At 68.4% G+C, this 22,254-nt stretch carries 22 protein-coding genes and 1 pseudogene; 15 read left to right on the plus strand and 8 right to left on the minus strand.

Annotated elements, in window-relative coordinates; translation table 11 throughout:
* Positions 1 to 9: 9 nt before the first annotated feature.
* The gene (locus ADL29_RS28920) at positions 10 to 525 is read right to left on the minus strand and encodes a MarR family winged helix-turn-helix transcriptional regulator (protein ID WP_211274408.1); all 516 of its coding nucleotides are present in this window, start codon (positions 523 to 525) and stop codon (positions 10 to 12) included.
* A 262-nt stretch (positions 526 to 787) separates the two neighbouring features.
* On the opposite strand from ADL29_RS28920, the gene ADL29_RS28925 reads away from it, so the two are divergent.
* Positions 788 to 1,069 carry a peptidylprolyl isomerase gene (locus ADL29_RS28925; RefSeq protein WP_046925105.1) on the plus strand — a complete coding sequence of 94 codons (282 nt, stop codon included), beginning with the start codon at positions 788 to 790 and terminating at the stop codon, positions 1,067 to 1,069.
* Between the two features lie 357 nt (positions 1,070 to 1,426).
* Positions 1,427 to 2,499 (plus strand): IS630 family transposase gene (locus ADL29_RS46710; RefSeq protein WP_425424292.1). Its coding sequence is split into 2 segments (ribosomal slippage): positions 1,427 to 1,907 and positions 1,907 to 2,499, totalling 1,074 coding nucleotides; the frame shifts between segments, so codons are not numbered across the junction.
* Between the two features lie 425 nt (positions 2,500 to 2,924).
* On the opposite strand, the gene ADL29_RS28940 is transcribed toward ADL29_RS46710, so the two are convergent.
* Positions 2,925 to 3,305, minus strand: a complete 381-nt coding sequence (locus ADL29_RS28940) for a hypothetical protein (RefSeq protein ID WP_157878601.1) — start codon at positions 3,303 to 3,305, stop codon at positions 2,925 to 2,927.
* Positions 3,306 to 3,893: 588 nt separating this feature from the next.
* Between ADL29_RS28940 and ADL29_RS28945 the strand changes: the two genes are divergently transcribed.
* From ADL29_RS28945 to ADL29_RS28965, 5 genes and pseudogenes are all read left to right on the plus strand, one after another.
* Complete coding sequence (locus tag ADL29_RS28945; RefSeq protein ID WP_157878602.1) at positions 3,894 to 4,496, plus strand: hypothetical protein; 603 nt, start codon at positions 3,894 to 3,896, stop codon at positions 4,494 to 4,496.
* Between the two features lie 619 nt (positions 4,497 to 5,115).
* Positions 5,116 to 5,823: an urease subunit gamma gene (locus ADL29_RS28950; protein WP_281181975.1), complete on the plus strand. Its 708-nt coding sequence runs from the start codon at positions 5,116 to 5,118 to the stop codon at positions 5,821 to 5,823.
* Positions 5,816 to 7,582 (plus strand): annotated as a pseudogene (locus ADL29_RS28955) (urease subunit alpha); the annotation flags it as partial. The gene ADL29_RS28950 and the pseudogene ADL29_RS28955, both read left to right, overlap by 8 nt.
* Positions 7,583 to 7,664: 82 nt before the next feature.
* Positions 7,665 to 8,360, plus strand: coding sequence for an urease accessory protein UreG (gene ureG, locus ADL29_RS28960; RefSeq protein WP_053926519.1), 696 nt, complete (start codon positions 7,665 to 7,667; stop codon positions 8,358 to 8,360).
* Positions 8,357 to 9,166 carry an urease accessory protein UreD gene (locus ADL29_RS28965; protein ID WP_053926520.1) on the plus strand — a complete coding sequence of 270 codons (810 nt, stop codon included), beginning with the start codon at positions 8,357 to 8,359 and terminating at the stop codon, positions 9,164 to 9,166. Before ureG ends, ADL29_RS28965 begins: the two co-directional genes overlap by 4 nt.
* A 520-nt stretch (positions 9,167 to 9,686) precedes the next feature.
* Here the strand turns inward: ADL29_RS28965 and ADL29_RS28970 are convergent.
* The gene (locus ADL29_RS28970) at positions 9,687 to 10,259 is read right to left on the minus strand and encodes a dihydrofolate reductase family protein (RefSeq protein WP_053926521.1); all 573 of its coding nucleotides are present in this window, start codon (positions 10,257 to 10,259) and stop codon (positions 9,687 to 9,689) included.
* A gap of 165 nt (positions 10,260 to 10,424) precedes the next feature.
* Positions 10,425 to 10,985: a dihydrofolate reductase family protein gene (locus tag ADL29_RS28975; protein WP_053926522.1), complete on the minus strand. Its 561-nt coding sequence runs from the start codon at positions 10,983 to 10,985 to the stop codon at positions 10,425 to 10,427.
* A gap of 161 nt (positions 10,986 to 11,146) precedes the next feature.
* Here ADL29_RS28975 and ADL29_RS28980 point away from each other — a divergent pair, with 161 nt between their 5' ends.
* Together ADL29_RS28980 and ADL29_RS28985 are read left to right on the plus strand one after the other, a co-directional pair.
* Entirely contained in the window at positions 11,147 to 11,791 is a 645-nt protein-coding gene (locus tag ADL29_RS28980) for a TetR/AcrR family transcriptional regulator (protein ID WP_053926537.1), read from the plus strand.
* A gap of 517 nt (positions 11,792 to 12,308) precedes the next feature.
* The gene (locus ADL29_RS28985) at positions 12,309 to 13,478 is read left to right on the plus strand and encodes an acyltransferase family protein (protein ID WP_245689681.1); all 1,170 of its coding nucleotides are present in this window, start codon (positions 12,309 to 12,311) and stop codon (positions 13,476 to 13,478) included.
* Positions 13,479 to 13,750: 272 nt separating this feature from the next.
* On the opposite strand, the gene ADL29_RS28990 is transcribed toward ADL29_RS28985, so the two are convergent.
* The gene (locus ADL29_RS28990) at positions 13,751 to 14,137 is read right to left on the minus strand and encodes a hypothetical protein (protein WP_245689682.1); all 387 of its coding nucleotides are present in this window, start codon (positions 14,135 to 14,137) and stop codon (positions 13,751 to 13,753) included.
* The gene (locus ADL29_RS28995) at positions 14,127 to 14,345 is read right to left on the minus strand and encodes a helix-turn-helix transcriptional regulator (protein WP_053926525.1); all 219 of its coding nucleotides are present in this window, start codon (positions 14,343 to 14,345) and stop codon (positions 14,127 to 14,129) included. Before ADL29_RS28995 ends, ADL29_RS28990 begins: the two co-directional genes overlap by 11 nt.
* Before the next feature lie 297 nt (positions 14,346 to 14,642).
* On the opposite strand from ADL29_RS28995, the gene ADL29_RS45570 reads away from it, so the two are divergent.
* From ADL29_RS45570 to ADL29_RS29010, 3 genes are all read left to right on the plus strand, one after another.
* A complete protein-coding gene (locus ADL29_RS45570) occupies positions 14,643 to 15,287 on the plus strand; it encodes a cyclic-phosphate processing receiver domain-containing protein (RefSeq protein ID WP_245689683.1) in 645 nt (214 codons plus the stop codon).
* 220 nt (positions 15,288 to 15,507) lie between these two features.
* Positions 15,508 to 15,870, plus strand: a complete 363-nt coding sequence (locus ADL29_RS43740) for a hypothetical protein (protein ID WP_157878603.1) — start codon at positions 15,508 to 15,510, stop codon at positions 15,868 to 15,870.
* A gap of 218 nt (positions 15,871 to 16,088) precedes the next feature.
* Entirely contained in the window at positions 16,089 to 16,931 is an 843-nt protein-coding gene (locus ADL29_RS29010) for an SAM-dependent methyltransferase (protein ID WP_053926527.1), read from the plus strand.
* Between the two features lie 335 nt (positions 16,932 to 17,266).
* Here ADL29_RS29010 and ADL29_RS29015 read toward each other — a convergent pair whose 3' ends face one another.
* Complete coding sequence (locus ADL29_RS29015) at positions 17,267 to 18,433, minus strand: alanine racemase (RefSeq protein ID WP_053926528.1); 1,167 nt, start codon at positions 18,431 to 18,433, stop codon at positions 17,267 to 17,269.
* Between the two features lie 163 nt (positions 18,434 to 18,596).
* Here ADL29_RS29015 and ADL29_RS29020 point away from each other — a divergent pair, with 163 nt between their 5' ends.
* Entirely contained in the window at positions 18,597 to 19,184 is a 588-nt protein-coding gene (locus tag ADL29_RS29020; protein ID WP_053926529.1) for a cupin domain-containing protein, read from the plus strand.
* Positions 19,185 to 19,222: 38 nt separating this feature from the next.
* Here ADL29_RS29020 and bla read toward each other — a convergent pair whose 3' ends face one another.
* Complete coding sequence (gene bla, locus ADL29_RS29025) at positions 19,223 to 20,149, minus strand: class A beta-lactamase (RefSeq protein ID WP_053926530.1); 927 nt, start codon at positions 20,147 to 20,149, stop codon at positions 19,223 to 19,225.
* Between the two features lie 196 nt (positions 20,150 to 20,345).
* On the opposite strand from bla, the gene ADL29_RS29030 reads away from it, so the two are divergent.
* Entirely contained in the window at positions 20,346 to 21,245 is a 900-nt protein-coding gene (locus ADL29_RS29030) for a LysR family transcriptional regulator (protein ID WP_053926531.1), read from the plus strand.
* Positions 21,242 to 22,147 (plus strand): serine hydrolase, encoded by a 906-nt coding sequence (locus tag ADL29_RS29035; RefSeq protein ID WP_053926532.1) that lies wholly within the window; start codon positions 21,242 to 21,244, stop codon positions 22,145 to 22,147. Before ADL29_RS29030 ends, ADL29_RS29035 begins: the two co-directional genes overlap by 4 nt.
* The last annotated feature ends 107 nt before the right edge of the window (positions 22,148 to 22,254 follow it).

Raw genomic sequence — 22,254 nt, forward strand, 5'->3', positions numbered from 1 at the left:
CCATGGCGATCAGGCCCCCAACCATCCGACGATCCGCTCGAGCCCATCGGGTCGGCCGAGCTGTGCCAGCGCGTCCTCGACCAGGGTCATTTCGCGCTCGCCCACCCTCGCTGCCCACTCGTTGCGCAGCCGGTTCAAGATCTCGCCCGACACCGTGAGCGCCTCCACACCACGCGCCGTCAGGGCTACCTCGATCTGACGCTGGTCCGTGGCACTCGGGATCCGTTGCACGTAACCGAGGTGCTCCAGCCCCGTCACCGTCTTGCTGGCGGCCTGCTTGGACACTCCCAGTCTTCGCCCGAGGTCGGAAATACTTCCGCCCCGGTTGATCATTTGCATGGCGAAGCCGTGTGCCGGGCGCAGATCGGGATGTCCCACTTCGGCAAGGTGCACGTGGAGCTCATCGATCAGGACACGAAACGCCGTCAGGAGAAGAAAGGGAAGCGCGTTGCCGGGGCGTTGGGGCGGCATGGTGGGACCTAAGGATGATGTTGTTTGGCTCAAACCAAAACCGTACCAGCTCATGAGCAGAGATGATCGTGACGACGAAAGGCGCCGGCGGGGTGCACGGCCGGGTCTGCCTCCCGATGTGATGGGTGAGCCCAGGCCGCGCCCCATCAGGCTGCCACTCACCGTAACCGGGGTGATTCGTTGCCACGGCCTTCGTCGGTGGAAGTGGCCCCCGAGGCTCGCGGGGTGGGCAGGTTGGAGCCGTGTTCGCTACCAGCGGGAAGGCCCCTGCGCGTACCCTTGGCGGCGTTGTTGTGTAGTCGAAAGGGTGTAACAAATGGCTAGGGCTACCGCCCGTCACATCTTGGTCGCCAGTGAGGACCAAGCGTCGGACCTGAAGGCGCAGATCGAGGCCGGGGCGGATTTCGCTGAGCTCGCCAGGCAGCACTCCACGTGTCCTTCGGGGCGCCAAGGTGGTGACCTCGGAGCTTTCGGACCGGGCCAAATGGTCAAGGAATTCGACCAGGTCGTCTTCTCCGCCCCGGTCGGCACGGTCCAGGGACCGGTAAAGACTCAGTTCGGGTTCCACCTCCTCGAAGTGACCAGCCGGGAGGACTGACGCGGATGTGCCGGGCTGCGTCGTTGAGGCGCAGCCCGGTTCCGCTTGACGGAGCGACAACATCAGCGCTGCGCACGCCGGTTTCGGGGAGACGAGGCGTTGGGCGACGCCTCCAGAAGCTGTGCCGCCAGCCTGACGACCTGGGAACCCGTAGAGGGTGCACCCACCTCCCGGAGCCCCCGTATTACAGCTCCCTGATCCAACGATTCGCTCGCTCAGCGGTGGGCGCATGGACGAAGCCGTAACGGCGGCTGAGCGACTTCGCACCGGCCGAAGTTCCCATGTTCGTCTAGAGATCTTTAACCATGGGGGTTCCGGGCTGGTGACAGCTCATGTGGTGTTCGCTATGTCTTAGCCATGAGGTATCCCGACGGTGGCGGGCTGACTGCTGAGGGACGGGCCCGGCGCGAACAAGTCCGCTTAGCAGCAGCTGATTTGATCGAGGCTGGCGCCAGCGACCGTGAGGTGGCTCGGCGTTTCCGGGTGACGCGGATGTCGGCGAACCGCTGGCGCCGGGCCCTGGCTGCGGGCGGGAGGGAAGGTCTGGCTTCGAAGGGGCCCGGTGGTGCCCGCTGCCGTCTCACCGCCGGCCAGTTAAGGGAACTGGAGGGCCTGCTGGACGCCGGCCCGGCCACGCACGGCTGGGCCGAGGACCAGTGCTGGACCTTGGCCCGGATCGCCGAGGTGATCCGCACAAGGTTCGGTTTCAGCTACACCCTGGCCGGGATCGACCTGCTGCTGCACCGGATCGGATGGAGCGTGCAGATGCCCGCCCGACGGGCCACCGAGCGCGACGAGGCGAAGATCGCCCAGTGGAAGGATGAGCAGTGGCCCGCCATAAAAAGACTGCGGCGGACCTGGGCGCCTGGCTCTGCTTCGAGGACGAGGCAGGTCAGGGGCTGAGGCCGCCCAAAGGCCGGACCTGGGGACGCAGGGGCCGCACCCCCGTGGTGCGGGTGACCTCGGTCGGCACCCGGCGCGTGTCCATGGCCGCGCTCGTCTGCACGAAGCCCGGACGCCAGCCCCGGCTGATCTACCGCACCCTGGTTGACCGAGGCCCGCGCAAGGGCCGCCGGAAGGGGTTCGCCGAGACCGACTACGCCCGGCTCCTGGACGCCGCCCACCAGCAGCTCGACGGTCCGGTCGTGCTCGTCTGGGACAATCTGAACACTCATGTCAGCGCCCGGATGCGTCAGCTGGTCGCGCAACGACCCTGGCTCACCGTCTACCAGCTGCCGCCCTACGCACCGGAGTTCAACCCGGTCGAAGCGGTCTGGTCACACCTGAAACGGTCCCTGGCCAACCTGGCCAGACACGGCATCGACGAACTGGCCGCGCTCGTGAAGACCCGGCTCAAACGGATACAGTACCGGCCCGGCCTCATCGACGGCTTCATCGCCAAGACCCAGCTGGACTTCAGCCTGCCGTAGCCCCAGCTATCGAAGATCTCTGGGTGCCAGTCGAAGATCATTAATGGTTTGACTGGCTATGCTCGCTGCGTGGAGTCGGTCGTAGCGACGGGTGTATGGCTGTATGGCGACGCTGCGCCCGCGACGGTGCGCGTAGTCATGCTGGACTATGACTTTTGGTTCGCCATCGCAGCCGCAGACGGAGACGTTGAGCCAGGAGAGACCCCGGACTTGAACGAGGAGAGTCGTCTCTACTACGTGCGGCATCGGCCGGGATGGCCTGCCCCCGGGTGTTCATTCTGGCCGGACTCGCAAGGATTTCACACACTTGCGGAGGCGGCCGCCGCTGCAGAAGCCGCCGTTCCAGGGCCGATTAAGTGGCGGTAGGCACGCCAAGGCGGCAATGGGCTCGAATTAACCGTCGTAACCCTAGCCGTTAAGGATCTTTAGATGCGTTTGAATCCGGCTGTACGCAGCGTTCGGAACGCCCGCTCGAAGAACGTGTCAACCATCTCCCGCCGAGGCTCCCGATCGAGCTCCGGAACGGCGAAGATCCAACCAGCATCGGTCGCCTCCTGGCCTTCCTTCCGTACCGTATGGATACAAAAGAAGCCACCGATCACTTTGCCCGTTTCGTCAACGGCCACCAAGTGCTTGACGCCGGAACCCATCTTGCCTTCGACCGCGGAACGCGTGAACTCCACCGGATTGTCCGCCGTATAGCCCTCGTCGTTGGACTGCGAGTCTTCAAAGGACCGGCGAAGCGCCGACTCGATGTCGTCCCATCGATCCTTCATGAACGACGCGTCCACCAGCATGATCTCCACGAAACACCTCTGTTCGGTCGAACCGTTCGCGCGGGCCGTCGAAACTCGATAGCCAACCTGTCTCTGCAGCCCACACACCACAAGCGGATCTACGCCGAACGGACGGCCCATCGACCTGGTCCGACCCTGGCGACTGATCCGGACGAAAAGGTGCATGACTGCGTGCGGCATTCAGGACAGCTCACCCGGATGCCGCTCCGTCGGCTTGCGTCGGCTGGGGCACCGGGGGCAGAGCAAGGGGGCGGGGTCTGCGGGGCATGGGGCGCGACCTCCCGAAGGGGGGAAACCGTTTCGGCCGTCACGTTCGGGTGAAGCGCGCTCGCAGTCCCGGCCGAGGGCCTGCTGACCTTGCGGTCGGACACTGGACGGTCCCTCTGAAACCGTCGATGAAGCGGAAGGGGAGGCTGCCGCTGAGACATTCCGCTCCGCACTGCTGAATCCGCGATGAGGCCGGCCCAGGACCTCGACCAATTCCCGGAGCCGAGAATGGAGCCCCAGGACAACGGTGCCGTTTCGCCGGGCTACTCACCCGGACTTTGAGTAGCTGCGCTCAGGAGCAGTTCGACTTCCCTCCATAGCGTGATCACCATGGCTGGTTCGGAAGAAAGAGAAGGGGTCGCCTCTTGCGGCGACGGTGCAGCGGGGCCGGGATCATCGGGCTGTGCGATCGCGGGCATCGTGCTCACCAGTCTGGTGCTCCTGGGAATTGCGGCCCTTGCCTGGGTGGTGGAGAGCGTGAAGGATCCCCGGCGGCTGGAGAACGGCTCTTCCCTGGGGCCCGGCGGAACCGCTGAGTACGCGGATGGACTGAGCGTAACCGTCAGCGCGCCGAGCCGGGAGCCGGACGGCAGTTACCGCTTCACCATCACCTACGACAACGACGCTGACGAACCGATCAGCCCCATCGGCGGCTCGGAGGACGGCGTCTCCCAGTACGAGATCTCCCACGATCCCCTCATCGTGAGGGCCGGAAAGCGGTACGGCGCTGACGCAGCGGCTCCCGGCGACCTCAATTGGGCGAACGATGAGCAAGTGGCCCGCAAACTGCTGCCGTCTCTGGAGGAGGGCGAGAGCGTCACCGTGCCCATTCACATAACCGACGCCAAGAGAGGGACGCCGGTCACTGTCGAGGTAGAGCCGCAGAGCGCCGGGTATCGAGAGGGAGCGAATTGGGAATTCACCCTCGACTGACCCTCACACCCGTCTGAGGGCTGGGGCCGTCGTGGGGCCGGTCCATCGCGACACGCCGACCGCACTGCCCGCGATATCCGGCCGGGGACCGAAGGGCCAGTTGGTACCCCTTCGCCGGCGGTCTGCTTTCTGCGCGTTGTGCGCGGCACATAGCCTGCGCCTTCCTGCCGGCACGAGCTGCCTTTGCTCGATCATGGCTCGATCATGGCCGGAAGCTGTGGCCTCGTTGTCATGGGTTGCTGGACCAGACCGGGAGTTGAAGCCTGCGACAGCCGCAACTCGCCACCCATCACCGGCGTGTACGCCAGCCGCGGCAACGCTGAATCGGGTGCCAGGGTGACGCCCTCCGCGCACGGGCGCACCGGCCTGCTGGGGCATCCGTCCCGGCGGGGGTCTGGTATGCGACTTCCGGCGGCGGCCTGCGCCAGCCCTTACGGGGTGAGGTGGAGTGGCCAATTGGCCGGGCCATACAACCGGGTGTCGTGGCTGTGCTGCGTCGGGGGTGTGGGAGTGAGGGCCTGGGCCCCACCCCGGGCCGGCGGCGGTCATGGCCGGGGCCCGGCTCCGAAGCCCAGGGCAGGAGCCCTGGGGAGGGCGAACGCAGGGTAGGGCTAGGCACCTGACTCCACACGAACAAGAGCGCCTGATGATTCATGTGGCGGCGGATGTCGCCGAGAAGCGTCGGGCCCGGGGGATTCGGCTCAACTACCCCGAGACTGTCGCTCTGTTGACCGTCCATGTCCTTGAGGGTGCCCGCGAGGGAAGAACCGTCGCCGATCTGATGTCTTCCGGGCGGAAGCTGCTGGCTCGTGAAGAGGTCATGGCGGGCGTCCCGGAGATGATCAAGAACGTGCAGGTGGAGGCCACGTTCCCGGACGGCACGAAGCTGGTCACCGTCCACGATCCCTTCCCGGAGGCGGACGAGGAAGGGGCGGGGCCTGTCTCTCCGGGGAAGGTGGTTTTCTCCTCGGAAAAGGACGACGAGTTCGTGCGCTTCAACGAGGGGCGTGACGTCACCCGCCTGAAGGTCAAGAATCCGACGGACCGTCCCGTACAGGTCGGGTCCCACTACCACTTCGCCGAGGCGAACGCCGGGCTGAAGTTCAACCGCAGGGAAGCCTGGGGCAAGCGTCTCAATGTCCCTGCCGGCAGCTCCGTACGCTTCGAGCCCAATATCGAGGAATGGGTGGACCTCGTGCCCATCGAGGGCAGGCGGGTGGTCCACGGGCTGCGCGGCAAGACCGACGGTCTGCCGGAAAAGATCGACGGCTCGCTGGACAACACCGATGGCGAATTCGACGAGGACTGGGAGGAGCTCGATGACTGAATGCACGGAGGACCCTCTGACGCCCAAGCCTCCCCACGCCCTGACCCGCGCCGAGTACGCGGACCGGTTCGGCCCGACCACCCGCGATCGCATCCGCCTCGCCGATACGGAGCTGCGGATCGAGATCGAGGACGACTGGTCGGGCGGCCCGGGGCGCAGCGGGAACGAGATGGTCTTCGGCGGCGGCAAGGTGATCCGCGAGTCGATGGGCCAGTCCGCCGTGCCGCGCGGGGAGGACGCGGCAGACGGGCCGGGGAGTCCCGGCGCGAGCCGTAGCCCTGACGGTTCGGCTGCTTCCGACGGCCCCGGAGACGGCGACCGCGGCGAGGTCGTGGAGCCGCCCGACACGGTCATCACCGGCGCCGTCATCCTCGACCACTGGGGCATCGTCAAGGCGGACGTCGCCATCCGCAACGGCTGCATCACCGCGCTCGGCAAGGCGTACAACGACGAGACCATGGACCGTCTCCACGACGGTCCCAGGATCACCCTCTACGACGGTCGCCCGGTCCCCACGGATTTCGTCGTCGGCCCCGAGACGGAGGTCATCGCGGGCAACGGCAGGATCCTGACCGCCGGCGGGGTCGACACACATGTCCACTTCATCTGCCCCGACCAGGTCGGCGAGGCGCTGGCCGCAGGTGTCACGACGCTCATCGGCGGCGGCACCGGGCCGGCGGAGGGCAGCACCGCGACCACCGTCACGCCCGGTTCCTGGCACCTCGCCCGCACCTTCGAGGCGCTGGACGCCTTCCCGGTCAACGTCGGACTGCTCGGCAAGGGCGCCACCATGTCCGAGCAGTCCATGTACGACCAGGTGGACGCGGGTGTCATCGGCTTCAAGATCCACGAGGACTGGGGCGCCACCCCGGCTGTCCTCAAAAAGTGCCTGGAGGTCTGCGAGGAGACGGACGTCCAACTGGCTCTGCACGCCGACTCGTTGAACGAGGCGGGCTTCGTCGACGACACCATCGCGGCCATCGGCGGCCGCTCGATCCACGTTTTCCACGTCGAAGGTGCCGGTGGCGGCCATGCCCCTGACATGATCAAGATGGTGTCCGAGCCGAACGTCCTGCCCGCTTCCACCAATCCGACCCGGCCGCTGACCGTCAACACGGTCAAGGAGTACTTCGACATGGTGATGGTCTGCCATCACCTCAACCCGGAAATCCCGGAGGACCTGGCCTTCGCGGACTCCCGGATCCGCCCCTCCACGATGGCCGCCGAGGACATCCTGCACGACCTCGGCGCCATCTCGATCATGTCGTCGGACGCCCAGGCCATGGGCCGCATCGGCGAGATGATCACCCGCACCTGGCAGACCGCGCACGTCATGAAGGTGCGCCGGGGCTTCCTGGAGGAGGACAGGCTGCCGGAGGGCGAGCGGCCGACGCGCGACAAGGGGGCCGACAACCGGCGCGCCCGGCGGTACGTGGCGAAGTACACCATCAACCCCGCGATCGCCCAGGGCATCGATGCGGTGGTCGGGTCCGTGGAGCCCGGGAAACTGGCTGACCTGGTGCTGTGGGAGCCGAAGTTCTTCGGGGTCAAGCCGCATCTGGTCATCAAGGGCGGGCAGATCGCGTACGCGCAGGTGGGCGACGCCAACGCGTCCATCCCGACGCCGCAACCGGTTCTGCCCCGTCCCATGTGGGCCGCCGCACGCATCCCCGATGAGGGGCTCGACGCACTGCCCGCCGCCTCGGCGCCACTGCTGGACATCACCGCACAGCAGCACGCCGCCTGGCCGACACGCCTCTTCGCCTCCTGACCACCCCAGCAGCGCCCCACTCCCAACAGCACCCCAAGAACGTCACACACCACGCAGGACTGGAGTCCGTATGCACCGCGACCACGGCGAGACGTTCCCCGAGCGCCACACCTACAGTGCCGCCGACCCGTTACGCCTCGACGGCACCCGGCGTGCCCTGCGTATCGGCCTGGGCGGCCCGGTCGGCTCGGGCAAGACCGCCACCGTCGCCGCGCTGTGCCATGCGCTGCGCGACGAACTGTCCATCGCCGTCGTCACCAACGACATCTACACCCGCGAGGACGCCGAATTCCTGCGCCGCGAGGCCGTCCTGCCCGCCGAGCGCATCGCCGCCGTCGAGACCGGCGCCTGCCCGCACACCGCCATCCGCGACGATATCTCCGCCAACCTGGAGGCCGTCGAGGACCTCGAGGACGCGGTCGGCCCGCTCGACCTGGTCCTGGTGGAGTCGGGCGGCGACAACCTCACCGCGACCTTCTCCAAGGGCCTGGTCGACGCCCAGATCTTCGTCATCGACGTCGCCGGCGGCGACGACATCCCCCGCAAGGGCGGCCCCGGCGTCACCACCGCCGACCTCCTCGTGATCAACAAAACCGACCTCGCCCCCTACGTCGGCTCCGACCTGGACGGCATGGCCCGCGACGCCAAGGCCCAGCGCGGCGACCTTCCCGTCGCCTTCACCTCCCTCAAGACCGACGAGGGCGTCAAGCCGGTTGCCGACTGGGTCCGTGAACGCATCAGCGACTGGAGCGCGGGCCCCGCATGACCCTCACCCACCCGCAGACCACCGCACCGGCACCTGACCGGACTGCCCTCGGCGGAGTGCGCGCCACCGCCCGTATCCTGGCCGCCGCCAGGGGCAGTACCACCACCCTCCCCGTCCTTGACGGCGACGGCCCCTTCGAACTCCGCCGCCTGCGCTCACATGGCACCCAGGCCCGGGTGTGCATCGTCGGCGCCATGACCGCCCCCCTCGGCGGCGACCGCCTACGGATCGAAGCCACCGCCCAACAGGGCGCGGCGCTCCACATCACCTCCGCCGCCGCGACCCTCGCGCTACGGGGCCCGACTCCCGAACCCGCCACCTACGACGTGCACCTGACCGTAGGCGACCACGCACAGCTCCACTGGCTCCCCAAACCGCTGATCTGCGCGGCAGGCAGCGACCTGCGCCAGACCTGGACCATCGACCTCGCCCCCACCGCACGACTCGTCCTCCGCGAGGAACAGATCCTCGGACGCACCGGCGAACCCCCCGGCCACGTGACCACTCGCCTCACCGTCCGACGCGGCGGGCGCACCTTGCTGGATCAACAAGCCGCCTACGGTCCGGGCGCAACCGGCTGGGACGGCCCAGCCGTCCTCGCCGACAACCGTGCAACCGGACAACTCCTCGTCGTCGACCCGGTCTTCGAGGAAAACGTGCCAGAAATCCACCTACTCGGCGATGCCGCGCAACACGGCCAGGCCGTACTGACGCCGCTCGCCGGCCCCGCCACCCTGGTCACCGCCATCGCCCCGGACGGCCTCCGCCTGCGCCACCTTCTCAACGCGGCACAGCCCCCGCATTGAGCAGGGACGACCAGGCGGCGTTGCGCACCGCTGTCGGGGGTTCCCGGAGCGGTAGAACGACCGCCAAGGCGCGCAGGCGCAAGGGACGGCCGCGGCGTCGAGAGGAACGTCGAACAAGGCTTCAAGGCCGAGTGGTCGGGCGCCGACGGAGGTTGTTGGCCCGCCCGCCGGCCGTGAATACCGGACGTGGCGCTTGGCCGAGTAACGCGTCGGCGCGCCGCGGCGCAGAACTGGGTGTTGGGCATCCATAGGGCGCCCCGCATCTGATCACGGCCAGGGCGACTCCTGTGGGGGGTGGCCGCCCTGGCCGTCATCACTCCCTGCCGTCGAGGCGCTGCCTGTGCCGGGTTGCGACTCCAGTGAGCCACGTCCCCGAATCCAGGCCCGTAGGAACGTACGGCCCGTGGGAGCGTCTTGCCGGCGGCGAGGCGGCGCCGCAGTGGAAGCAGGGCCAGCCGTTCGCGGCACGCTCACCGTCGCCGCGATCCGGCTCTGGCCCAGGTCGGGTGCGGGAGCCTGGTCAGCGGAGGACGTCGAAGACGTTCTTCTGCAGGCCGTTGGCGTAGACCTCGTGCTCGACCAGCTTCAGCTTTTGGGTGTCCTTGTCCGTGGCGCTGAACAGGCGCTTGCCCGCGCCGAGCAGGAGCGGGAAGACGAGAAGGTGATAGCGGTCGATCAAGCCGGCGTCCGAAAGTGCCTGGTTCAGGGAGGCGCTGCCGTGGACGATGATCGGGCCGCCCTCGGTCCCCTTCAATGCGGCGACGTCGTCGAGCGTGCGCAGGATCGTGGTGTCGCCCCAGTTCGACACCAGGTCGTCCTTGGTGAGAGTGGTGGAGACGACGTACTTCGGCATGAGCTTGTAGTCGGCGAAGTCCTCCATGTCCGGCCACACGGGGCTGAATGCCTGGTAGCTGGTCCGGCCCATCAGCATCGCCGTGGCTTCCTTCTGCTCCCGGCCCTTGATGTCGAACGCTTCGGGGAGGAACTCGACGTCCTTGAAGGTCCATCCGGAGTTCCGGTAGCCGGGCTCACCGCCGGGGGCCTCCACGACGCCGTCGAGCGAGATGAAGGCGGTGCTGATCAGGGTACGCATCGTGAGGTTCCTCGGTATCTCGTGGCTGGGTTTAGGAAGGTTCGGTCGGCGCACGCTTCGCTCACACTCGCTGCTGCAGTGCACCCACCGTGATCTCTGACTGCTGATCACGGAGAAACTCATCGGTTCTCGCCCGCCCTTCGGGGTGGGCTTGAACGAAACGGCCTAGTTGGCCCGTTCGTGACGGAGGAGAACGACCTGGGAGTCGAAGGTCCTGGTCTCGGTCAGGGTCAGGTCGAACCGCTGCTGCGGGATGGTGAAGACGGGCTTGCCGCCGCCGAGCACGACGGGGTGGACCAAGATCTGGTACTCGTCGATCAGCTGGTGTTCGGTGAGGAAGCCGGCCAGCGTGGAGCCGCCGAACAGCAGCAGATGGGCGCCGCTGTCCTTGAGTGCGGTGAGCTCCTCGATGACCTGGGTGTTGATGACGCGGGTGTTCCAGTCGGCCTCGGTCAGCGTCGAGGAGACGACCACCTTCGACGCCTTGCGCCAGACGGGCGCGAACGCGAGGTCGTGCTCGTGGGTGGAGAACTCCTCGGCGCGGGGCCAGTAGCCGGACATCATGTCCCACACCACGCGGCCGTACAGGAAGACGTCGGCGCTGTCGGTGAGGGCCTGTGAATAGGCGGACAGCTCGCCGTCCAAACAGGGCCAGTCGAACTCACCGTTCGGGCCTTCGATGAAACCGTCCAGCGACTGGTGCACGAAATGCGTGATCTTGCCCATGAGAAGCGGATCCCCCTGATGAACGAGCGCCCGGGCGGTCGACGACCACCCATTGTGTACGATGTCCACATTCGGAGGGTGTGGCGATCCGCGCCCCCCGAGTGATCACGCAGGAGCCTAGACGACCTAAGTGGATGCTGTCCACATTGGAGGCGGCGGTCATGACAGCAGCCGAGAACAACAAGCCGAAGCGGGACACCTACCGCCACGGCGACCTCCGCAACGCACTGATCGAAGCCGGTCTCGAACTCGCCCGCCAGGGCGGGCCGGCCGCCGTCGTGCTACGCGCCGCCACCCGGCAGGCCGGAGTCGCCCCCAACGCCGCCTACCGCCACTTCACCGACCGCAATGCACTGCTCCACGCCGTCTCCCAGGCCGCCATGGCCCACCTCGCCCGCACCATGGAGGCCGAGCAAGCCGCCTTGCCGCCGGCCACGGACGCGACGGCCGCCGCCCGTGACCGCTTCCGTGCCGTAGGCACCGGCTACCTGCGCTTCGCCCAGGAAGAACCAGGCCTGTTCCGCACGGCCTTCCACGTCCCCGACGACATGGCCCACGCCGCCGCCGACACCGCCGCGGGCACCACCGGCAAGACCCCCTTCGAACTCCTCGGCGCAGCCCTCGACGGCCTCGTGGAGGCTGGAATCCTGCCCGAAGACCGCCGCCCCGGTGCCGAGTTCCTTGCCTGGTCAGCCGTTCACGGCCTCGCCGCCCTCCTCATCGACGGCCCCCTCCGCGGCCTCCACCCCACCCAGGCCCACGACGCCGGCCGGCATGTCATCGACATGATCGAACGCGGTATCTGACACTGCCAAGACGCCCTGAACGCTCTCGACCCGCCAGAGAGGCCCTGGCCCTGATCGGTGCTGACACGCAAGAGCCACCCGCGGGAGCTCTCTGGCAGCACTTGGCGCAGGACCGGTGCCTGGACGGGAGGGCGTTGGCGAACCGGCGACGAGGTCGTCGTTCGGTACGACGGGGGTGGCGCGGGGGCGCCTGGACCTGGATCTGGACCTGGCCTCAAAGCCCTCGCTCCCAACGGCTCCCCGCTGCCGGCGACATCACACCGTCACCACGAGAGCCGAGCCAAGTCGCGCCAGGAAAGGGTCCGCTTCACGCCGTTTCCCTGGATGAGGCGAGCCACCCGCCGCGACAGGCCCAGGCGCCACCGTCATGCCCGAGTTTCGACGGCGCCGCCCGTCCCCCCCCCCGCATCGTTCCGAACGCAGCCGCATACCCAACGTCAGCCCGGCCACACCGCTTTCCTCAGAACTTCGCAGGGCGGTTTTACCCGTTGCCGCTGAGGGGCTTAGGGTGCCTCAAATGTTCAGCGCGGCCATACCCTTCGTACGTAATGTGGACCCGGCGCCCGAAGGGCAGCAGGCTCCCGTCCCACGCGCCCTCGCCCCACGCGTCAAGCCCCCATCCGGTGGGAGAGACCCGTTCTTCGACAATGCGAAGTACCTGGCGGTCGTCCTCGTCGCCCTCGGGCACACGTGGGAGCCGCTCACACACGGCGGCCGGGCGGCGATGGCGCTCTACATGACCGTCTACACCTTCCACATGCCGGTGTTCATCCTCATCTCCGGCTATTTATCCCGCGGGTTCGACCTCAGCCCGGCCAAGCTCAAGCGGCTCATCACCAGTGTCGCCGTGCCGTACGTGGTGTTCGAGGTCCTCTACACCTTCTTCCAGCGCTGGCTGCAGAACGACCCGAACGAGCCGATCAGCCTCACCAGCCCGTACTACCTGGACTGGTTCCTGGCAGCCCTCTTCGTCTGGCGGCTGAGCACCCCGATCTGGAAGCTGGTGCGTTGGCCCGTTCCGCTGGCCCTGGTGATCGCCGTGCTCGCGGCGGCCTCGCCCGAGGTCGGCAACGACTTCGCCATGATGCGCGTTTTGCAGTTCCTGCCGTTCTTCGTCCTCGGACTGCACCTGACGCCGGCCCACTTCGACCTGCTGCGGCGGCGCGCGCTCCGCATCGCGGCAGTGCCGGTCATGCTGGGCGCCGTTGTCTTCGCGTACTGGGCCGCGCCGCGCATCAACGCCGCATGGTTCCGGCACAACGACGCCGTACAGGACCTGGGTGTGCCGGCGTGGGTCTCCCCGGTCATGGAACTCGCGCTGTTCGGCTGCTCCATGGTGCTCACCGTGTGCTTCCTGGCCCTGGTGCCACGGCGGCAGGCATGGTTCACGAAGCTGGGCGCGGGCACGCTGTACGGCTATCTGCTGCACGGTTTCGTGATCAAGATGTCGCGCTGGTTCGGCTGGTACGACGACTTCTCCTGGGTGCGTACGCCGGTCGGCGAGATCGTGGTGACGGTGCTGGCTGCCGCGCTGATCACGCTGCTGTGTACGAGGCCGGTGCGGCGGGTGTTCCGATATGTGGTGGAGCCGAAACTGTCCTGGGCGTTCAAGGAGAACGCGGCCGCGTTGGCGAGGGCGCGGGCGGGCACCGCCGACGCCGCGCCCTCAAGCTCCCCCGGCTACTGACTTTTTCGAAGGTTGTCGGGGGAGACGTCGAGAGGCCGCGAGGTCGAGACGTGTTCGCGGTATGACGGGGCCGTGCGGGATGCGCGAGGGAGAGGGCTCAGACCCCATGAAGCCGGGCCCGCCCGGGCCCGTCCGCGGAGCTGTCGGCCAGCCGGCGCCGGCCGGGCCTGGGGCGCCGCGGGCGGCGTGACACGTCTGGCACCGCCCTCCGGTGACCAGGTCGCATTGCCTGGTCGGACGTACGGTGGCGAGCCGTTCGACGCGATGGCATCTCAGGTATGCCGAGACCAGAAGGCGACACCCGCGATGTAGGTGACGGCGGCGGTGGCCACCAACCAGAAGTAAGGATCGCCGCTTCTTCCGGATGCCAGGTCACCGATGAAGGCGCAGAGATTCCCCACGGTAAGCACCACGCCCGTGCCGACCCAGGCCCGCCCTCCGATCCGGGCGAAGCGCTCGTCGGGTTCCTTCTCGGTGAGGCCCTGATAGGTCTCGCTCCGCCGTCCCAGCAGCACTAAGGCGAGACTGCAGGCCGCCAGGATCCCGAACGTCACCAGGCCGAGAGCGAGGCGGCCGCCGAAAGTCGCGGCCACGAGGCAGGCGACTCCGAGGACGAGGAAGAAGCCGGGGACGGACCGCCTGGCTGTGTTACTGGTCATGGACATCTGCCGGGCTCTCATCGACATGAAACATCTCCTCAACGCTGACCTCGAAGAACTTGGCCATGGACAAGGCGAGCGGCAGGGAAGGTGTGTACCGCTCGGTCTCGATGGCGTTGATCGTTTGCCGTGAGACCCCGAGGGCTGTGCCCAGCTGGCCCTGGGAGAGCCCTCGTGACGACCGCAGTTTCCTGACGCTGTTTCGCACGTGTAAAGCTTACTTGTCACCCCTCGATGGGTGTCAAGCTTGCTTTACAGGGAGGGCGGGTTCGCACGGCGCCTCAGGCACCGTGTTCACTGTGCTGGTGACCGGCCCGGCATAGGGGGCGAGCGCATCCTCGACCGCCCTCTGGAAGGCCGCAACCCCGACGCTCCGTCAAGTAGTTGTAGATCTCCACCGTTCGGGGCCGCGGCCGGAGGCGGTGCAGGGCGCGGGCCGGCGGTGTCCGCCAGGTCCGCAATACCACTCGCCGTAACAGCTCCCCAAGATCTGTGCCAGAGCCTCTTGGCTGCGGACAACTCGACCGCAGTAAAGGTGACTTCGGTATTTCCGGCGAGTTCGGTGCGACCTGCCCACGACGTCGGCCATGCCGCCTTGTCCGGCACCCCGCGGTTCTCGCGGCCGATCTGCTGCGATGATGATCAGGTGAGTGAGGACCCAGCCGCGCCAACGCCTGTCATCCTCGGCATTGACGACCTCCGGCCGCTCCCCAGAGCCACCCGGATCGCCCGTACCAGCCGTGAAGGTATCCATCTCCTGCAAGAGCACCGCGACGTCTTCATCGACGAACTCTGGCTCGACCACGATCTCGGCGGCGACGACAGCATCATGCCTGTGGTGACCCTGATGGAAGAGGCCGCCTTCAGCGGACGGCCCTTCCACATCGGAACGGTCTTCGTTCACAGTGCCAACCCCATCGGCGCCGAAACCGTCGTCCGGGCGCTCACACGCTGGAACTACCAAGTCCGGAGGACAGCGGCGCCTCCTGTGCCGAAGAACCACCCGCAGGCAGGGGCCGGGGGGCAAGAGCCCGGATCGCATCATCCGGGCCTGCGCGACCAGACAGAACCTGCGCCTCAGCGCCCGGTTGGAGTGCGCGGCGGCTGCCGAACGTCTCACGGCACGGCTGCGAGCGCGGAAGACGGATGACACGGCAGCCGCCCACCGTTCAGTCGTCGCACGCGGCCCGCTCCCGCGACCACCACACCGTCCCGACGCCTCAGGAGGCTTCCCCATGACCAGTCCGGCTGCGCATCCCAGTCCCTACGATCCGCAGGACGCCGGCCGGCCCGCGCGCCACACGCCTGCCTACCCCGGGGGCGCACCCCTGTGGCAGGCCATCAAGCCGTGTTGTCGTATTTGTGGCGGTATGCCCGCTGCCGTGGTGTCCGTCTCCGCGCACCAGGGGCTGCTGCTGGCGATGCGCTTCCACAAAGTGCCTGGCCCCTTCTGCCGGTCGTGCGGCATCGCCATAGTCCGCGACCTGAGCACGAAAACAATGTGGCAGGGCTGGTGGTCACCCTTCTCCCTGATCTTCAGCCTGATCACCTTGCTGACCAACTTCCGCACCGGCCGCAAGCTCGCTGCGCTGGCACCGCCGGGGCCGACGGCGCCCGGATACGCACGTCTTCCGGAAGGAGCCCCGATCCACCGGCGGCCCTTGGCATACGTCGCGACAGTGCCGTTCGTATGGGCCATCTGGTTCATCGTCGGCGTGATCACTCACCTCTGAACGGGTTCGTCCGAACCGGCTCGGAACCAGGCGTGCGCCAGTCGGTTGGGGTACATCAGTCAGCGGATGGCCATGCCTCGCCGCATCCTTCACTCTTCTTCTTTCACTCGTCCACGCGAAGGAGCCGGTTGGCCTGTTTGCCCTCTGTGGCCGCAGCGATGAGTACGTTGAGGTGGTGCCTGAACTGCACCGGCACCACAGGGCGAGGAGAGATACGCATGCCGTACGACAGCGCATCGAATTCTGAGGAAGCGACCCGCAGTTACTACGACACCGCCGATGTCGACGCCTTTTACGATGCCGTGTGGGGCGGCGAGGACATCCACACGGGGGTCTACACCCATGACGACGAGTCGATCGCGACGGCATCCCGCCGCACCATCGAGCAGGCCGCAGACAAGGTGAGCGACCTTCTCTCCGCGGGGGGCACGGTGCTGGACCTCGGGTCCGGCTATGGGGGCGCCGCCCGCTGTCTGGCCGAACGCTTCGGGTGCCATGTCTTCGCCCTCAACCTCAGTGAGAGCCAGAACGAGCGCCATCGCGCCACGAATGCCAAGCGCGGCCTCGACGGTCTGATCGAGGTCGTCACCGGGTCCTTCCACGACATCCCCTTCCCGGACGGCCGCTTCGACGTCGTCTGGTCCCAGGAAGCCTTCTGCCACAGCGGCGACCGCACACGCCTGCTCAGCGAAGCCGTACGCGTCCTCGACCGAGAAGGGGCCATGGTCTTCACCGATCTGATGGCCGCCGAGGAGACCCCCGTCGAGACCCTCTACCCCGCCGTGTCCCGCCTGGGCGTGGACGCCCTGGCCACCCCGGACTTCTACCGAAGGGCGCTCGCCGGACTCGGCCTGTCCCGCGTCGACTTCGACGACCGCAGCGGCCAGCTGATCCCTCACTACGAGCGCATCACCGCGGAGACCCGCCGCCGAGAGCAGGAACTGCGCGGGATCATCAGCCCCGCCTACGTCGACGGCCTGGTCGCCAACCTGCCCCTCTGGGTGGATGCGGCCCACCGCGGGCACCTGCGCTGGGGCATCTTCCACTGCCGCCGCGCCTGAGCCTCCGGTGGGGCGTGCCCACCGGATTCGCGGACGGCAGGGTCACAGAGCGTCCGGCTCGTCGACCAGATGTATCGCGAGGGCTGGTGCCTGGAGGCAGCGGAGGTGATCGGGCGTCATTTCGGCGTGCGCGCGCCCATCACCGTGGGATGCGGCCGAGCAGCGCGGCTGCCAGGGAGGGGGAGGCAGCAGCTCCGTAGGAGGTGCAGGACGGTCACGAGGCGGGGCGGCCGATGACGTGCAGGGCCAGGACGCCCCCGGCAGTTGCGGCTCGGTCGTGTCGGCCGGCCTGGACGCCCCCGTCGCAGCCGTCGCCCGACGAGTGTGCACGGTGGCTACAGGTGGAACTGCGGGTGCCACACCTCGCGCACGTCTCCGTCGCCGTCGGTGACGGCGATGTCGGGCCAGCGGTCGAAGGCGGAGCAGGGGTGGGAGATGCCGAGGTCGACGATGTCGCCCACGTCCAGGCCCTGCGCGTCGGTGAGGACCAGGTGGTGGTCGTAGATCTGGGCTGCGGTGGCCCGTGCCACGGGGCGCGGGGTGCCGGTCGCCGTGTACGCGGCGAGGGGGACGGGCAGGCCGGCGTCGTAGGGAAGTTCCCGTTTTCCGGCGCCGACGACGGCGGTGCCGGGCTCAGGCGTGGAGAGTACGGCGGCGCGGACGGTGAGGGCCGGGCGCAGGCCGGGCAGGGGTGAGACCTGTGCGTAGGTGCCGTGGTCGTGGGTGACGTAGCAACCCGAGCGCAGCACCGGCGCCAGGGGCAGGTCGCCGCACCGGCGTGCGAGGTCCGCCGCGGTGTCGGCGACGCGGTCGGGGAAGGCGGAGCCGCCCATGCTGAAGACCGGTCGCGGGGTCTGGTACAGCGGGGCGAGGGAGGCGAAGGCGTCGGCCGTCGTGCGGCAGTGGGTGTCGACCGCGGCGAGCGTGGCGGCGTCCCGGTGGTTGGGGCGGACCCCCTCATACCCGGCGACACCGGCCAGCAGCAGTCCGTCCCCCGCCTTCGCCACGGCCGCCCCCAGCTCGTACGCCTCCAAGGCGGTGCGCACTCCGGTACGGCCGCCCGGCACCCCGACGTCGACCAGTATCCGGAGGGGGGTGGCGGCGCCCGTCAAGGCCGCGCGGGCGTATCGGAGCCCGGCCGCCGAGTCGACGAGGCAGTAGAGCTGCAGGTCCGGCGTGGCGTCGAGGCGTTGTCGCAGGAGCGCCAGGTCGGTGGGGTGGACGACCTGGTTGGCGATGAGGATGCGGCGTACTCCCCAGCTCAGCGCGATGTCGGCCTGGCGGGCGGTGGCCACCGTCACGCCCCATGCCCCGGCAGACAGCTGCCGCTCGACCACGGGGCGGGTCATCGTCGTCTTGATGTGGGGGCACAGCTCGAGGCGGTGTGCGTGGCACCAGTCCGCCATGAGCTCCACGTTGTGTTCCAACGCGCCCAGATCGAGGCAGAGTTCGGGAAGCGCGCGGGCTCGGCGGGAGGCAGGGGAAGCGGGAGGGGAGTCCATCTGTCCTCAAGGGGTTCTCGGCAGTGCGTCCGGCAGGCGGATGTCCGCCTGCCGGTGTCTTCTATAGAAGACGGACAGTAGAGGATATGAGACGTGCGGGCAAACGGTATAGTGGATGGGACGTCTTGTTTACTCGACGTGCGAGAGAGAGGGGTGAGGGTGCGTGGCGAAGGACGGTGTTCCTGGCGCGGCCGCCGACGCAGACGAGGGAATCGGCCGGCACCTGCGCCGCGAACGTCAGGCGCGGGGGCTGACGCTGGAACAGCTGGCCGAGAAGACCGGCCTGTCCCGGAGCTACCTCAGCAACGTCGAGCGGGACGTGAACAGCCCGACGATCAACACGCTCCGCACCATCGTCAACGCCCTCGGCACCACCCTCAGCCGGCTGCTGCAGGCCGTCGACCGCGAGCAGCGCGTCCTGACCCGCCCCGACCAGCGCGTCGAGCTGACCCGGGCCGGTGTGGAGGGGGTCACCTACACCCTCCTCAACCCCGAACACGGCGGCAGGCTGGAGATGATGATGCTGGAGGTGGCCCCGGGAGCCTCCTCCGGTGACCGGCCGCACACCCACACCGGCGAGGAGGTCGGCGTCCTGCTCAGCGGCGAACTGGACTACTGGGTCGACGGCGTCCACTACCGCCTGGGGCCCGGCGACTGCGTCAGCTTCCCCTCGGCCACCCCGCACCGCTACAGCAACCCCGGTGATGTGCCGGCCGTCTGCGTCTGGGCCGAAACCCCTCCGAGTTTCTGACGCTCTCCGGCGCACTCGGCCGCGGCGCGTTCCTCCTGCTACGACAGCCTGTCGGCGACCACGGATGCCGCTTCCGCGATCAGTTTGTTGTCGTAGTGGGCGCCTGCCTTGCTGCGGTTCGACAGGATCGCTACGACGATGGGGGCGGCGTGGGGGCGCCACACCACGGCGATGTCGTTGCGGGTGCCGTAGGTGCTGCCGGCTCCGGTCTTGTCGCCGACCTTCCAGTCCTTGGGCATCCCCGCCCTGATGAGCTCGCCTCCGGTGGTGTTGGTCCGCAGCCACTTGGTGAGCTGGGCGCGTTCGCCCTTGCCGAGGAGGTTTCCGAGGACGAATGCGCGCAGGTCCTTGGCCAGCGCCCGCGGCGTGCTGGTATCCCGCTGCTCGCCAGGGGCCCAGCGGTTCAGCTCGGGCTCGCGGCGCTCCATCCGGGTGGTGTCGTCGCCGATCCTTGCGAGTGCGGCGTCCAGGCCCTTGGGCCCGCCGAGCGCGTCGAACAGCAGGTTGCCCGCGGTGTTGTCGCTGAAGCGGACGGCGGCGTCGCACAGCTCGCGCAGGGTCATCCCGGTCTCGACGTGCTTTTCGGTGATGGGGGAGTTCTCGACCAGATCGCTCTTGGAGTACTTGATCACCTTGCCCATCCCGCTCGGTGCGTACTTGCTCAGCACGGCACCGGCGGCCAGCGCCTTGAACGTGGAGGCATGGGCAAACCGCTCGCCGTCGTTGTAGGCCACCTCGCGCCCGGTGCCGGTGTCGACGGCGTAGACACCGAGCCGTGCGTCGAATTTACGTTCAAGCTTCTTGAACTCACCGGCGAACGGCTGACCGGCCACTGTCGGCCTCGCCGCTGCTGCGGACGGAGACGACGAGGCCGCGGAACCGCCTTGGCCGCAGGCGGCGAGCGGGACGATGGTGAGTGTGGCAAGCGCACCGAGAACGGCGCGCCGGGTACGAGAGTGCTGCATGGTCCAAACCTCCTAGGTGCCCCGCACGCAGGGCACGACAGGGGAGGGAGCGACAGGCTCCATCCGGCGTGTTGTGTGTGGTGGTGAGTGCCGGGAACACCCTCACCGTCGGCAGCCATGCAGTCCAATACGCTCATGCGCTGTTCCATGCCGATCTGGCATGGAGTCCGGATGGAGGCCGGATAGAGTCCGGACTGTGGATCTGGTCGGAGCCTGTCGCGCGTTCATCAATGTCAGCAAGCACGGCAGTTTCACCGTCGGAGCGGCCGCTGCCCGGATGTCCCAGTCGGTGGCCAGCCGTCGCGTAGCCGCTCTGGAGGACCACTTCGGTGAGCAGTTGTTCGAGCGCAGGTCGCGGCGAGCCGTCCTCACCCCCTTCGGCCGGGACATGCTGCCGGTGGCCAGGCAGCTCGTGCAGGCGGCCGATGTGCTGCTGGACGAGGCGGAAGCCGCCAAACGCAAGCCGTGGCGGCTCGCGGTACCCGGCATCTGCTCCACGGTCGATCTGGCGCGCCTGGTCGCCGATGCACGAGGACACGGTGTCGTCCTCGATCTTCGCGTCGCGGCGCCGGCGCAGCGCATGGAGCTCATCCACGCGCAGCAGGTGCGCGCTGCCCTGCGCGCCGTGCCGCCCGACGAGGCGCGGTGGTCCGTCCCGCTCGGCCTTGCCGGGGCCCAGGATCCCGGCGTGAAGCGCGTCTACCTCGACACGCTACGGATGGGCCGCGCCTCCGCCGGCCCGGCCCGCCGTATCTGGATCCAGCCGGAGGACGATGTGCCCCACATCCGCGACCCGCTGACGCGACTGCGCGACGCCGTCGGCCTGCGGCCCGCACAGGTCGTCGCCGGGGCCGATCTGACGACCGCCGCGGCAGAAGTCCTCTGCACCCACGACCTGTTGCTGTGCTCTCCCGCGCAGGCCGACGAACTCGCCCTGACCTGGCGGCCCATCGGCGAGACCACGCTCAGCCGGGGCTTCGCCCTGGCCGCCGCGGACGGCAACCCCCAGCACATCGAAGCACGCCTGGGCGACGCCATCGCCCGCTGCCTCGGCGCAGACACCCGGGCGGGCACCGCGGGAGGGGCGGCAGCGTGAACACCGAGGCACTCCTTCGCGACCTGCGCCGGCAGCTGCACGACGGCGGCCTGCGCGGCTGCCTGCTCGTGCGGGACCTCCACACCGGGGACGAGCTGGGGATCGACCCGGACACCCAGCTCCCCGCCGCGTCCCTGGTCAAGGTCCCGCTCGCGCTGGCAACAGCAGAGCGCATCCGGCGGGGCGAGCTCGACGGAGCCACGACGCTCGATGTGCAGCCCGGGCGCATCACCACGCCCGGCCCCACCGGCCTGAGCCGATTCCGCCACCCCGCCCGCATCGCGATCGACGACCTCCTGTACCTCAGTACCTGCATCAGCGACGGAACGGCTGCCGACGCGCTCTTCGGCCTCACCCCGCCCTCCCAAGTCGCCGACACCCTCCACGAGTTCGGCCTCCACGGCATCACCGTGCGGCACACCACGCGCGAGCTGTCCGACACCCCTGCGGAACGCTTCGACGCCGCCCAGGCTCATCTCGCCCTCGCCCTGGCCATCGACTCCGGTACCAGCGGCCGCGGACACCGGGTGCCGCAGCTCGACGCCACCCGGGCCAGCACCGGCAGTGCACGTGCCTGGGTCGACCTGCTTCAAGCCCTGTGGATACCCTCGGCGATCCACCCCGACGTGGCCGAGCGGGTACGCGGCCTCATGGCCCACAACCTGCTACGACACCGACTCGCCCCGGACTTCAGCTCCGACGCCACGACCTGGTCCTCCAAGACCGGCACCCTCCTCAACCTCCGCCACGAAATCGGCGTCGTCGAGCACTCCGACGGTCAGGCTTTCGCCATCGCCGTCCTCACCGAGTCACTCGTCCCGGCCACCACACAGCCCGGTGCCGAAGCCCTCATGTCCCAGGCCGCCCGCAGACTCCGAGATCACCTTCGGCAGCTCTACTGAGGCTCGAGGTTGGGGTTGACGACCGGTCCGGCGGTGCCGGATCGAGGTGGTTGCCCAGGGCCCTACCGACGACCGGCTGATCGTCACTGACGACTGCGGCGTGCGGT

Origin of the sequence: Streptomyces chattanoogensis (assembly GCF_001294335.1) — a bacterium.
GTDB classification, from domain to species: Bacteria; Actinomycetota; Actinomycetes; order Streptomycetales; family Streptomycetaceae; genus Streptomyces; species Streptomyces chattanoogensis.